Below are 13,359 nucleotides of genomic sequence, written 5' to 3'. Positions count from 1 at the left end.
CATATAAAAAACAATGAAATCTAGAAACATCTCATTAATATTGCTAATATTATTTGTTGGAGTACTTGCAGTTTCAACTGCTGTGAATTTCATGGATAATGAAGTGGCAGCTGCACCTTCACAAGGAACACTTAATATTGAGGATTCTAAAACTCATGAAGTACGAAGCGTACACTATGAAGCTAGCGGGAAATGTTACAAAGTCGTAGACGGAGATACAATCTGGGTAGAAGGTATTGGAAAAATCAGATTTGTACAGGTAAACACTCCTGAAAGAGGAGAACCAGGATACCACGAAGCAAAAGACTATGTTAAAGAAAAATGCCTTGGAAAAACAGTTTACTTAGACATTGATGATAAAAAACACTACGACAAATACAACAGAACATTAGCTATTGTTTATACTGAAAATTTGGATATAAACAGAGAATTATTAAATGAAAACCTTGCAGAAATTATGTACATACCTCCAAGCGAGTTCGCTAAAGGCACTGTATAATTTCTCACTTTTTATTTTTTTAAACTGCCCTGTAAAGGCCCAAATACAATTTATTTTTCTTGTAAACTTCATCTAAAATATCATTCCACTCGGAAATTTCCAAAAGACCTTTATCAGGAATAATATCATCAAAATAAGATTCATGTAAATTTAAAATATCAGCCAGTACATAGGTTAAAACTTTACCGCTCGGTTTTAAATCATAAGGGTCATAACCAGTAACCATTAAAACCCACATATTATCCTTTGAAGAACTGTTATACTCTTTTTTAAGAGCTTCATACCAATGAACAATCTTATTTTCACTGCCTCCTACATCACCGGAGCCGACACTGATATAATAGCCTTCATCTGAAAACTCAACAGTTTCAATAGCTTTATTAATTTTATCCTTAAGTTCAACAGAATCCGCAGCCAATTCATATTCCTCATTTGTAATATAATCAGTCAGATAATTCTCAACTTCTGTTCTGTTTTTAAAATAATCAACAGGCTGCAATCTGTCAGGATCCCTATCACATAAATCAAAAATCAGGTCTTCATCCACATCACAAATTTCATATCCTTCAAGCTTGTGGGATTTATAAGGTTTGAAGTCCAAGCAATAATTTTCCAGATCATCTTTATTTAAATACCATAAAACCTGCACCCGATTAATCATAAAAAACACCAAAAAAAGAAAAGTAAAAGAGTTTTATCTTAATTCATCAAAAACCCTTGTTTTAGTAATTGAATTTAAAATTCTATCATTTTTACCTAATATTTTACCAATTGCCCAATCAAATATTATTGGGAACCAATATATTTTAGTTAAATTACGGACAATAGCCTGCTGCCATGAAACATATTCTCCGTTGTTTGACCTGACCTGCAAATATAATAAAGCCTTACCGACAGTAGCCCCCTTATACTTTTCACATACAACAAAATAAACCATTATCAAAACAGGCACTACATACGGGAAATATGAATAAAGCGAATTCATACTGTAAGGATTTGCCAGAAGGTACAATACAAAAGATACAATCCACATAAATGCTGAAACTACAAAAAAATCAGCAAGATATGCTGCAATCCTTTTTGTAAATAAACTTGCCATAATATCACCTAATTAACATACTCTTGGAACAGGATCAGCTATTGGAGCTTCAAGTATTCTTTCCCCACCAATTGGAGTTTCAACAACAACATAATCTCCTTCAATAACTTCACCAATAATAGCTGCATCTTTTCCATATTCTTCAGTTTTAATTGCTTCAAGAACTTCTTCAGCCTTATCAGCTTTAACACCCATAACGACTTTTCCTTCGTTAGCCACTTCAAAGGGATCAATACCTAACATTTCAGAAACTGCATGAACTTCTTTTTTAATTGGAATTGCTTCCTGATGAAGTAAAACACCTTTTCCAGATTTTGAAGCCATTTCATTAATTGCATTTGCAAAACCACCACGAGTAGGGTCTTTCATAGCAGTAACTCCCCCTACATCAAGTGCTTTTTTAACAACATTCCACATCGGAGCAGTATCAGATTTCAAATCAGTTTCAAAACCGAAACCTTCCCTAAAAGACATGAGACTCATTCCATGATCACCTAAAGAACCTGTGACAATTATTTTATCACCAACTTCCAAAGTAGAATCGCGAATAATTTCTCCTTTTTTAGCTATTCCAATACCAGTTGTTACCATTACAATACCGTCAATCTTACCCTGCTCCATTACCTTGGTATCACCAGTAATAACAGCAACATCAACTTCTTCACAAGTTTCATTTAAGGATTTCATTATCCTGTCCAAATCAGCAATAGGGAAACCCTCTTGCATAATAATCGCATTAGAAATAGCTAGCGGTTTAGCACCCATAACAGAAACATCATTAATAGTTCCTGCTGCGGAAATCCTACCAATATCTCCACCAGGGAAGAATAACGGGTCGATAGTATGGCCATCAGTAGTTACAACAATCTCATAGTCACCTATTGGAATAGTTGCACCATCATCTAAAGCGTCTAAGCTAATACCACCATTAACACTTTTTTTAGTGATATTATCCAAAACAGCACTGGAGATTAAATTAGCCATTACTTCTCCACCAGCACCATGATTCATACTAATTTTATCTTCTGACATTTTATCTCCTAAAAAATAATTAAAGTTATAGTTATATTGTCTGTAATATCAACTATTTAATTATAGTTGTTATATTACAAATATATTTTTGAAATATTATGCCAGTTAAAATATTGAACCATGTCTGTTTAAATGACAAATTTGTAAAAAAAAGAATATTAAAAGAATTGCATACTAAAAAATTAATATACAATTCTTAAATACAAAAATTCCTATTTTCTGTGTTTCATATAACCTGCACCAACTAATATTCCGACAATTAATATGACAATTACTACATAGGGCATATAATCCGGATTAATGGATTTAGCTGGGGATTTTTTAGAAACTTCGTAAGATTTACCCTCATCTTCAGAAACTTCAGAATCTGATCCTAACACATCATTTGAGTTGCCTACATCATAACTGCTGCTTTGCGGCATATTATTATAATTGCTGGAAACACCAACATTATTCACATTAGCTGATGAATGAGAATTTTCATTAGCATTTGAATCTGAATTGGAATTGGTGTTAGTGTTAGAATTAGAGTTACTTTCTGAGTTGTTTTTCATTGAGTTTAATAAATCTTCTTTAGATACACTAGGAAGGCCCTTAAGATAAGATAATGCATTAAGGTCTTTAGAACCTGAAGTCAATTCCAAATACTGTTCATAAGTAATCCATTTTTCTTCGTTAGATTCAACTGTAGGTTTAGAAATAACCAACGAATTATCTTTTTTAGCATAAATATCAAGATATGTCTGAATTTGAACATGTCTGTTTGCATCTTGAGTATTTACAGCAACTTTTTTAAGTTTGGCAGAAGTATAAGTAATAATAACTGCTCTGCCTATATTTAAATTACTGTCCCAAACAATAAGAACTCCTTCATCTTTTGCACCGTCTGCATAAGTGGAATCAGTTTCATTACCAGGTAATTTTTGTAGGAAATAATCACCCATACCTGGAGAAATACCTAACAAATAAATTAAACTGTCGTCTTTACAGTAAATACTTGAACCTATATATTTATAAGATTCATTTTCACCTAACGGGAAATTTTCCTGAATAAAATCAGTTATAAAGAAACCTGGCTGTACACCTGGACATGCATGACTGTGGAATAGGAAAGACAGCAATTGATCAAATTCCGGATGAGACATCCAAACATTTCCAATACTTTGTACACCAAAGAAACTTTCATCAATTGCAAATTTTGAAGACAAAGCTTTAACAGTTGCAGAATTGTTAATTGAATTTATACCAACATCTGCCACATTGCTGCCGTTAAATTCGCCAACAAAGAAAGTTCCGTCAGGATTATATTTGATAAATACAGTATCTAAAATATCAGAATCAGGTGAACGCAAAACATAAGCAAACCATAACGGTTTGTATGCCGGAGTATGTATTGGCAATAAAGTAGCACTGGTTAAAGTAGCACCTAAAACCTTATTAATACCATTTCTAGCTAAAACAGTATCAGAAGATCCCAAATAAACATAACCTGCAGAAGTCAATACAGAAAGATCCACCATGTCTTTAGTAATATCAATTCCTTTTTGATTTTTAAAAATTGAAATAGCTAAATTTGTAGCATCAACACCAATTTGTTCTATTTGCTTATCAGACAAGCTAATATCCAAACCACTTGCGCTATTACGGGTAGCTTTAGGTAAATTTAAATAAAGAATATAATCCAAATCTAAACCGCGAGCTTCAACAGTTTTACCGTCACCAATAAGTTCAAAATACTGAGCTCTGGTTAAGTTATCGAATTCATAAATAATATCTGCCATTTTTTCAGGATTATTTTTAATATTTTTAACCCACCAGGTATTGTATTTCAGCTCTTCCAAACTTCCGCTTTTCGGATTAATACCTGTTTCTTTTTCAAAAAGGGCAGTGATTTTACTTTTATTATATTCCATAATAATTAAAGTTCCGCTTGAAGCACCCCATCTGATAAATCCAATCATATTTTCAGACACTCCAGTAGAAGTGGTGTTAAATCCAATATATCCATTTAATCTCATATTGATTCCAACATCCCCTATTTTACCAGGTGTTGCATCTAAAAAGTATATAACTGCATCGTCGTCAGATCCTCCAGGAACTCCTAAAATATCATAGTAATCAGAAGCCCCGACAGGAGAATAATATTTTAATAAAGCCTGTACAATACTGTATCCTCCAAGAGTACCTTCACAGACATGTCCGTGGAATGCAGCTTCCTGAAGAATAATATTTGATGCACCTGCAACCCATGCGTTAGTTAAACTAGCAAAAGCCCATGCATTTTCACCGGAAAGTGAATTGAAGTAATTGTTCCATTGAACTCTAGTCATGTTTTCAGAAATAGTTCCGACATATACAGGAGTTTTAGAAGCCTTTTCATAAATTACTGCTTTTAATTCGTTTCCTCTTTTAACAATAAATGCAAAATCAATATTGTCAACTGCAGTCTGACGTAACATTAAAACATTATTATACGGAATAGACTGCCCATATTTATACTGATAATTATAAATAGCTTCTACAGCATCTTCACTTGTCCTGCTATTATATTTAGGAACACCTGCAGATGTTATAACAAGAATATCATCAGCAGTTTTAAAATCCAATATCTTATCTGCATCGGCAGTTACATCATAACCAAGTTTATATGCATCACTTGCCTTTAAATTAAAAATAATAGAATCACTAAGAATGATTTGACTTTGAGAAACATAACCTGCAGTCATAGCAGTTATATTATATTCCTTAGAAAAAGTATCATTAAATGTGAGAACATAACTGTTTGAGTTAATCAGCTCTTTATTATATTCAATTTTATCTTCACCTGAGTAAATATAAAAATCAGGCATAACCTTAGCATTATCGCCTGTATACTCATAATTAACTTCAACATTGACTGATTTAACTGGTGTTACGGTATCAACATTTGTATTATTAACCTCTTCTGCACAAACATTACCGGCCATTAAAGCAATTAATGTCACAGCCAACACTATAAACACGAATCGCTTCCCAATATCTTTGACAACCATTAAATTCAACCTCCTTTTAATTAATAAAACACGTATCCATAATAAATGAATACTATATCATTATAAAAAGTAATACATATATAAACATAATTATTACGAATTTTGAGAAAAAACTAAAAATATTATTACTTTCTAAAAAATAATTTTAAAAATAATCTACACAAAATAGCTGAATATCAATATTAAACTATTTAAAAACAGCAAATTAATTTTAAATAGATATCAATAAAGCAATATTTTAAAAAATTACTTAAAACAAAGGCAATTTAATTAATACGCCATTTAGTTAAAATATTTTAAAAGTATTACATTTCAATAAAAAGTAATAAAAAAAATCAGTTTTGACAAATGTAGAAAAAAAAGAAATAAAAAAATGATTTTTAAGAATCCATTCAATTATTTTAAATAATATCAAACATCCAAACAATATAATTATTTTATAATCTCATTTCATTTAGAAAATATCTTCATTAAAATTATTGAACCGAACAAACCTGCTAAAAAAACCACTATGTAAATAAAAATATTAGATGTGCTGAATAAAGGATTAGTTTCTTCAACTACCTCCTCTGCAGTACTGTTATCTGTTGTATTTGAATTATTAACCTCATCAACATTCATATCTCCAGAATCAGACACATCATTCTGTGAATCAACACCAGATCCTGCAGATTTCCCGCCAGTAGAACTATGTGTTTTTTCAGCTACTCCCTGAGAACTTTTAGATTGGTAAGTGTGAGAAGCAGAAGAACCACCTGAAGAATGTGACTGTTGATATGAACCTGAATGTGAAGGAGCTGACTGGGGAGAATCTGAAGATGAAGAAACCTCTTCAATATACTCATGTCCATGTCCAGGATGTGCAGCTACTCCACCTACACAAACAAATATTAGAGAAATTATTGAGATTAACAATAATATATTTTTAAAATTCATTTAAATCAAAAAAAATATTAAAAGAATTGCATACTAAAAAATTAATATGCAATCCATAAATACAAAAATTCCTATTTTCTATGTTTCATATAACCTACACCAACTAATATTCCGACAATTAATATGACAATTACTACATATGGCATATAATCTGGATTAATGGATTTAGCTGGAGATTTTTTAGAAACTTCGTAAGATTTACCATCATCAGAACCTAAATCAGCACTGCTTGAATCTAATGCATTATTTGAATCACCAACATTAGAATTGCTGCTTTGTGGCATGTTACGATTATTAGAAACACCTGCACTGCTTGCTGATGAATGAGAGTTTTCATTAACATTAGAGTTGGAATTAGAGTTAGTATTAGTGTTAGTATTAGTATTAGTGTTTGAATTGTTATTCTTTTCTAATTGTTTTAACAAATCTTCTTTAGTTACTGAACCGTCAAGACTCTTAATATAATCCATAGTGTTTAATTCACCAGATCCTGACTTTAATAAATTAAATTGCTCAGCAGTAATCCATTTTTCCTCACTGGTTTTAACAACAAAATTTTCTAAAACATTTGGATTATTGATTCCCTTATATAAATCAATGAATGCTTGAATTTGAGCAGCACGTTTTGCTTCAGAAGTAGCATACATACTAGTATCTATTGTAGGCCATTTAAATGAAACAATAACAACACGACCAATATTTAAGTTATTATCCCAAATAACTAAAGCACCTTCATCAGTAGCCCCATCTACATATGTAGAAGTTACATCAGAATCAGGTAATTTCTGAACAAAATAAGTTCCCATACCTGGAGATACACCTAACAGATAAGTCAAACTGTCATCTTTACAATAAGTACTAGATGCAATGTAATTATATGATTCATTTTCACCTAACGGATGATTCTGTTGAATATAATCAGTTATGAAAAATCCAGGTTGTACACCAGGACAAACATGATTATGGTATAAAAAAGCCATTATTTGATCAAAATTAGGATTTGATTTCCATGCATTTGCAATAGATTGAATACTATTCCAATTTTGGTCAGGCATAAAAGTTTTTTGAATTGCTTTTACTTTTGCAGAACTGTTTAAAGTTTCAATTCCAATATCAACAACATTACTTCCATTTAATTCACCGACAAACCATGTTCCATCAGGATTATACCTTAAATAAACTGAGTATAAAACATCAGAATTAGGATTACGCAATATAAATGTAAACCATAACGGTTTCCATAATGCCTGGTGATATTGTAACAAGTTTTTACTGTATAAAGTTGCACCAGCAATTTCATAAAGTCCGTCACGTACTGCAACAGTTTCTTTACCATTTAAATAAACATAACCTGCAGAAGTAAATATACCTAAATCCACATTATCTTTACCTAAATTAATATTTAATTCATCTTTAAAAATAGCGCTAGCTTTATTATATGCTTCAAAACCAATATTTTTCATTTCTTCATCGGATAATGAACCAGATTCACCAGAAGGAACAGTTCTTGTTGCTTTTGGTAAATTTAATGATAAAATATATTTTAAATCTAAACCGTGAGATTCAACAGGTGCAATTGATACATTACCATGAACAACACTTTTTGCAGTTCCCATCAAATAATAGTATTGTTCTTCAGTTAAATTAGTAAATTCATATAAAAATGTTGCTAATTCTTCAGGATTTTTATTAATTTTATTAATCCACCAGGTACAATATTTTAATTCTTCTAAGCTTCCAGCATCAGCATTAATACCAGTTTCAGCTTTAAAATCAGCTTTTATCTTCTTGGAATCAAAACTCATTATAATTAAATCACCAGATAATGATTTTGCATCCCATCTAATAAAACCTAACATATTTTCAGTAGCACCAGTTGCAGTGGTGTCAATTCCAACATATGAAGTTTTACCAATTGTAGCATCTAAGAAAAAGAGTACTGCATCATCATCAGAGCCTCCAGGAACTCCTAATACTTTGTAGGAAGTAACATCAGCTGGAGATCCTCCGCCAGTTAAAGTTTCTTGAACTGGAGGGTAATATTTTATTAAAGCTTTAACAATACTATAACCACCAAGTGTACCTTCACAAATATGCCCGTGGAATGCTGCTTCCTGAAGTACTTCTCTAGAAACACCTGCAACCCATCCATTAGCTAAACTTGCAAAAGACCAAGCATTTTGGCCATGAATAGACCTGATATAGTTGTTCCATTGTTCTCTAGTCATGTTTTCAGAAATTGTACCTAAGTAAGAATAAGATCTTGAACCGTTTTCATAAATTACTGCTTTTAATTCATTTCCTTTTTTAACAATAAAAGCAAAATCAATTGGATTAACAGCAGTGTCACGTAACATTAAAACATTTGAATATTTAATTTTAGTTCCGTAGTTTAAAATAGCTTCAAGTGCATCTTCAGTTGATTTACCATTTAACTTGGTAACTCCTGCTGTTGTTACAACAAGAATATCATCAGCAGTTTTAAAGTCCAATAATCTGTCTGCATCAGCAGTTACATCACGACCAAGTTTATATGCATCACTAGCTTTTAAATTAAAAGTAATGGAATCACTGATAATCTGACTTTGAGAGATATACCCTGCAGTCAAAGCAGTTATATTATACCCATTAGAAGAATTATCCTTAAATGTAAGAACAAATCTGTTTGAGCTAACCAACTCCTTGTTATATTCTATTTTATCTTCACCTGAATAAATATAAAAATCAGGAATTACATTATTATTATCGTTTGCGTATTCGTAATTAACATCTACATTAATTGATTTAGTTGGTGTTATTGTATCAACATTTGTACCATTAACATCTTCTGCACAAACATTACCCATCATTAAAGCAATTAATGTCACGACCAATAATATAAACACGAATCGCTTCCCGTTATTTTTAACAACCATTAAATCAAACCTCCTTTTTAATTAATTAAACTCGTATTCACGAAAGATGAATACGATTCTAATATAAAAAGTAATACCCATATAAATATGATTATTACAAATTATGGAAAAAAAGCAAAAATATTATTACTTTTTTTTTAAAAAAAAATGAAACACCCTTCATAGAAAGCACCAATACCAATACCAAGTTATCCTGTATCACCAAATCAGTCTCAAAGACCTACAAACAGAACAATGTTTATAATATTCGTTAAACCTATGGCAATTTAATTAATATATCATTTAATCAAAAGTAATACTTATTATATTGACAAAGTACCAATTAACGACATACAATTAGTAAAAATGTTTAAAAAGTAATACTTTTCAATGAAAAATATAAAAAAAGTAATAAAAAGACTTAAATACATATTATATTTAAATATATAAGAATATAAATGAAAAAGTGATATAATGCATATACCCGATGGAATAATAACTATAGACCAGGCACTTATCTACTGGATTTTAACAATATTAATTATGGCAATATGTTTCTATAAACTTCAAAAAGACAGTCAAAAAGACAAGAAAATTGTTTCAATGGCTATTTTTAGTGTATTTACAGTAATCATTACATCACTGTCTATTCCTTCACCCCTAGGTGTTCCGATTCATTTCTTTTTAATTCCATTAATTGCAATTATATTAGGGCCATATTCTTCAAGTATAGTTGCATTTATAAGTTTAATTATACAGGCATTAGCATTGAATATGGGTGGACTAACTTCTCTTGGAGCTAATTTTATAGTAATAGGATTTATAATATCCATAACAGCATACTTCTTCTACACTTTATTCAAAGACTTAAATGAAAAGTTTGCAATATTTGGAGGAACAGTAATTGGAATTATATTCGCAACACTTGGACAAATAATTATATTATTAATATCTGGAACTATGAGTTTAAACGCATTACTTGCAACATTGCTCCCATTTTATTTATTTATATCAATAATTGAAGGAGCTGCAAATGTGGTTATTATAAGTGCAATTAAAACTATGAAACCTGAAATAATGGAGATTAATGAGTGATACTATGAATAAAAAATATTTAATTATAATTTTATTAATACCTTTAATCATGTCTGCTGTATACGGACATGGAGTTGATGTAACTGCTGATACAATGGTTATCGCAGATGAAACAAACGGACAGTTAGCTAAAGACATAGCTGATTCAAACGGAATGAATATCAGTGTTTATAAATTTACTTCACAGGCTGATGTGGAACATATTTTAGAACACAGTGTAAACAACACAAACAAACGCATACTAATGATAGCTTATCAGGACAGCGGAAATGAATTTTTAAAGAAACATTCAGAAGTATCTGATAGGGTTATTGTAGTTGACGACGTTAACAATGATACAATAGAAGACGGATTAAATAAAATAATGAATGCACCAACACAAAATGAAGAGTCTCAAAGTTCATTTGCTGTGCCGTTATTCATTGGATTAATAATAGGTATTCTTATTGGTGCACCAATTGGAGTGCTTTTAATGAAAAGAAAAAATAAGGAATAAAAATTCCTTTAACTCCTTTTTTTAAAAAATAAAGTATAACTTAAAAAAGTCAATATATAAAAAGCTAATTTTCTAATTTTAATAAAAAAAGTAAATTTAAATAAAATAAATTATTTAAATTAAAATTCCGTTAAGTACTCCATCCTGACCAGGTCTGGAGGTTACTTTTGCATTACCTTCAGGAGTTTCTACAATAGCACCTTTGGTAATGATGTTCCTTCTTACGTAGTTTGGGTTTGCAGAGTTTTCAATTACACCTAAAACATCTACAACTTGGGATTTACCAGTAGCAGGATCAGTTAAATTCATTTTATTAGCAGTAGCTAATCTGAGTTTTTCGTTTCCGCCACGGGTTCTGATTTTTTTCAATCTTTTTTCATCTACTCTAGTTTCAGCTGGGTCTCTACCTAATTCAGCTTTCCTTTTTCCACGGTTTGCAACATTCCTTGCACCGGATGGTAATCTAGTTGATTTTCCTTGAGAAATTGCCATTATTTCACCTAATAAATATAATTAAATAATAATCGCGTCATTAAGCCTCTTTCATTTAAACTGTTGTGACAAGAAGATAAATAACAATTTAAATCTTGAGAGCAATAAAGAGTCTTAAAGAATAATGATAATAAAATATTACTCTTTCATTATATATAAATGTTTTATTTGCCTTCCAAAATAAGAAAAAATAAAATTTCATTTAAAAAAGAAAATAGCTAGTAATCACAAACTGAAATATTTTGTGAAGTACTAGATCCCTTATAATTACCGTCACCCGAAAAAACACAATCAAATGAATAGACTCCTGGAGTAACACGCATTCCAAAGGTATTTTCTCCGCAGCTATCAGTTGTAACATTGAAAGAGTTTTTTTCGCCTAATGCATCAGTTACAGTAATTTCAACAGATTTGTTGTCAATTGGTCTGTTATAAGCATCACTTAACCTTAAAGTGAATGAATCACCATTATGTAAATTAGAATCACTTATAATTTTCAGATTAGTTTTTTCCTGAGAATATTCCAGCGCATAAATTGAAACAATAGCTAAAGCAACTAATGCACATATAATAATACAAACATAAGATATATTCTCTTTATTCATAACAAACCAAACCTTAAATTAGCTTTCACGTGAAATTTTTCTATTGAACAATAGAACACTTATAGCTAATAATATAATTCCCATTATTAATATAATTATTAGGTTCATGAATATTGCATCCAGACCCTGACCATAAGTTAAAACCTGACGAATGGCAGTAATTGCTTGATTCCAAGGTAAAATCTCATAAATTTGTATTTGCTGATTATTTATAGTAGCTATAACACAGTCAGGTAATGGGATAAATGCTCCTGCTATAAAACTTAATGGAACAGCAACAATTGGAGAAATACTTGAAGCCTGTTTTGCATTTTTTGAAAAAGCCACAATTATCAAAGCAACAGCCACTGAAGAAAATGTGGTTACAATACCTACAATACATGCCAGAACCAATGTGTAAATTCCTCCTTCCCATTTAAATCCAACTAAAACAGCTACTAAAAGCATTATGATTACCTGAATGACACCGACAAAAGACCAGGAAATTAAATTTCCAACTACATAATCAATTGTTTTCATTTTAGAAAGTTTTAAACGTTTAATCATTCCGCTTTCTTCTTCACTGGCTACATTGGAAGCAACTACAGTTATAGTCATAAGAATAGCAAATACAATCAGCCCCGGAGCATATATATCAAACAGAGATGATGAAGAAATATCCAGATCATCATATTTCAAGTCTATTTCCGGAATTGTCTGTCCTGAAACTTCCTTTATGATTTCTTTAGAAAATTCAGAAAGAATTCCTGCAATAACACTGCTTGCAATACCATAATCTGTATCAATTGCATTTCCTTTAACTGTAACTTCACCTAAACTGGACTGATTTTTACCCATATCACTGGTAAAATCCTGAGGAATAATCAGAACTGTAGAAACAGAGCCGTTTTTCAGCATTTCCTGGGCTTTAGTTTCATCATCAATCTTATGAACTGTAAATAATTTTTCATCCTCACTGGAATTAAAGTCTTCAATTATGCTAACTAGCTGATTGGACACATCCCCATCATCATGATTTACAATAGCTATATCTATATCACTTTCCACATTATCTCCGAAACCAATACCGAATATTAGCATGAATACTGCAGGAAACAGCAACAGGAAGAAGAGGTTTTTCTTATCTCTGATTAACTGTTTAAAATTTAACTGGACAATATCAAATATTTTCATTTTAAC

General features: G+C 30.9%; 12 protein-coding genes. 3 read left to right on the top strand and 9 right to left on the bottom strand.

Features of this window, described 5'->3' with window-relative positions; translation table 11 throughout:
• Positions 1-91: 91 nt before the first annotated feature.
• Positions 92-499: a thermonuclease family protein gene (locus tag MSM_RS07515; protein ID WP_019262832.1), complete on the top strand. Its 408-nt coding sequence runs from the start codon at positions 92-94 to the stop codon at positions 497-499.
• Positions 500-518: 19 nt separating this feature from the next.
• On the opposite strand, the gene MSM_RS07510 is transcribed toward MSM_RS07515, so the two are convergent.
• The 6 genes from MSM_RS07510 to MSM_RS07485 all read right to left on the bottom strand — a co-directional run bounded on the left by MSM_RS07510 (position 519) and on the right by MSM_RS07485 (position 9,513).
• On the bottom strand, positions 519-1,160 hold the full coding sequence (locus MSM_RS07510; protein ID WP_011954544.1) for a hypothetical protein: 642 nt from the start codon (positions 1,158-1,160) through the stop codon (positions 519-521).
• Between the two features lie 33 nt (positions 1,161-1,193).
• Positions 1,194-1,598, bottom strand: a complete 405-nt coding sequence (locus MSM_RS07505; protein ID WP_004033380.1) for an RDD family protein — start codon at positions 1,596-1,598, stop codon at positions 1,194-1,196.
• A gap of 12 nt (positions 1,599-1,610) precedes the next feature.
• Positions 1,611-2,630, bottom strand: a complete 1,020-nt coding sequence (gene hypE, locus MSM_RS07500) for a hydrogenase expression/formation protein HypE (RefSeq protein WP_004033379.1) — start codon at positions 2,628-2,630, stop codon at positions 1,611-1,613.
• A gap of 212 nt (positions 2,631-2,842) precedes the next feature.
• Complete coding sequence (locus tag MSM_RS07495) at positions 2,843-5,662, bottom strand: FmdE family protein (protein ID WP_011954543.1); 2,820 nt, start codon at positions 5,660-5,662, stop codon at positions 2,843-2,845.
• Positions 5,663-6,112: 450 nt separating this feature from the next.
• On the bottom strand, positions 6,113-6,598 hold the full coding sequence (locus MSM_RS07490) for a hypothetical protein (protein WP_011954542.1): 486 nt from the start codon (positions 6,596-6,598) through the stop codon (positions 6,113-6,115).
• 71 nt (positions 6,599-6,669) lie between these two features.
• Positions 6,670-9,513, bottom strand: a complete 2,844-nt coding sequence (locus MSM_RS07485) for an FmdE family protein (RefSeq protein WP_011954541.1) — start codon at positions 9,511-9,513, stop codon at positions 6,670-6,672.
• Between the two features lie 453 nt (positions 9,514-9,966).
• On the opposite strand from MSM_RS07485, the gene MSM_RS07480 reads away from it, so the two are divergent.
• Positions 9,967-10,587: an energy-coupling factor ABC transporter permease gene (locus MSM_RS07480; RefSeq protein WP_011954540.1), complete on the top strand. Its 621-nt coding sequence runs from the start codon at positions 9,967-9,969 to the stop codon at positions 10,585-10,587.
• Positions 10,580-11,083 carry a hypothetical protein gene (locus tag MSM_RS07475; RefSeq protein WP_011954539.1) on the top strand — a complete coding sequence of 168 codons (504 nt, stop codon included), beginning with the start codon at positions 10,580-10,582 and terminating at the stop codon, positions 11,081-11,083. The genes MSM_RS07480 and MSM_RS07475 overlap by 8 nt, the downstream gene beginning before the upstream one ends.
• A 114-nt stretch (positions 11,084-11,197) precedes the next feature.
• On the opposite strand, the gene MSM_RS07470 is transcribed toward MSM_RS07475, so the two are convergent.
• The 3 genes from MSM_RS07470 to MSM_RS07460 form a co-directional block, all read right to left on the bottom strand.
• Complete coding sequence (locus MSM_RS07470; protein ID WP_004033374.1) at positions 11,198-11,575, bottom strand: 30S ribosomal protein S8e; 378 nt, start codon at positions 11,573-11,575, stop codon at positions 11,198-11,200.
• 218 nt (positions 11,576-11,793) lie between these two features.
• Positions 11,794-12,180, bottom strand: a complete 387-nt coding sequence (locus MSM_RS07465; RefSeq protein WP_004033373.1) for a hypothetical protein — start codon at positions 12,178-12,180, stop codon at positions 11,794-11,796.
• Positions 12,181-12,198: 18 nt separating this feature from the next.
• Complete coding sequence (locus MSM_RS07460) at positions 12,199-13,353, bottom strand: ABC transporter permease (protein WP_004035370.1); 1,155 nt, start codon at positions 13,351-13,353, stop codon at positions 12,199-12,201.
• Positions 13,354-13,359 lie beyond the last annotated feature (6 nt).

Origin of the sequence: Methanobrevibacter smithii ATCC 35061, assembly GCF_000016525.1 — an archaeon.
Taxonomy (GTDB): Archaea; Methanobacteriota; Methanobacteria; order Methanobacteriales; family Methanobacteriaceae; genus Methanocatella; species Methanocatella smithii.
Note: the sequence above shows the minus strand (reverse complement) of the source record. Positions and strands in the feature narration are given on the sequence as shown.

Bases quoted from the DNA above. Each gene is read 5' to 3' on its own strand.
- MSM_RS07465 (WP_004033373.1), bottom strand. From the start codon at position 12,180: ATGAATAAAGAGAATATATCTTATGTTTGTATTATTATATGTGCATTA.
- MSM_RS07480 (WP_011954540.1), top strand. From the start codon at position 9,967: ATGCATATACCCGATGGAATAATAACTATAGACCAGGCACTTATCTAC.
- MSM_RS07495 (WP_011954543.1), bottom strand. From the start codon at position 5,662: ATGGTTGTCAAAGATATTGGGAAGCGATTCGTGTTTATAGTGTTGGCT.
- MSM_RS07475 (WP_011954539.1), top strand. From the start codon at position 10,580: ATGAGTGATACTATGAATAAAAAATATTTAATTATAATTTTATTAATA.
- MSM_RS07460 (WP_004035370.1), bottom strand. From the start codon at position 13,353: ATGAAAATATTTGATATTGTCCAGTTAAATTTTAAACAGTTAATCAGA.
- MSM_RS07510 (WP_011954544.1), bottom strand. From the start codon at position 1,160: ATGATTAATCGGGTGCAGGTTTTATGGTATTTAAATAAAGATGATCTG.
- MSM_RS07470 (WP_004033374.1), bottom strand. From the start codon at position 11,575: ATGGCAATTTCTCAAGGAAAATCAACTAGATTACCATCCGGTGCAAGG.
- MSM_RS07485 (WP_011954541.1), bottom strand. From the start codon at position 9,513: ATGGTTGTTAAAAATAACGGGAAGCGATTCGTGTTTATATTATTGGTC.
- MSM_RS07490 (WP_011954542.1), bottom strand. From the start codon at position 6,598: ATGAATTTTAAAAATATATTATTGTTAATCTCAATAATTTCTCTAATA.
- MSM_RS07505 (WP_004033380.1), bottom strand. From the start codon at position 1,598: ATGGCAAGTTTATTTACAAAAAGGATTGCAGCATATCTTGCTGATTTT.
- hypE (WP_004033379.1), bottom strand. From the start codon at position 2,630: ATGTCAGAAGATAAAATTAGTATGAATCATGGTGCTGGTGGAGAAGTA.
- MSM_RS07515 (WP_019262832.1), top strand. From the start codon at position 92: ATGGATAATGAAGTGGCAGCTGCACCTTCACAAGGAACACTTAATATT.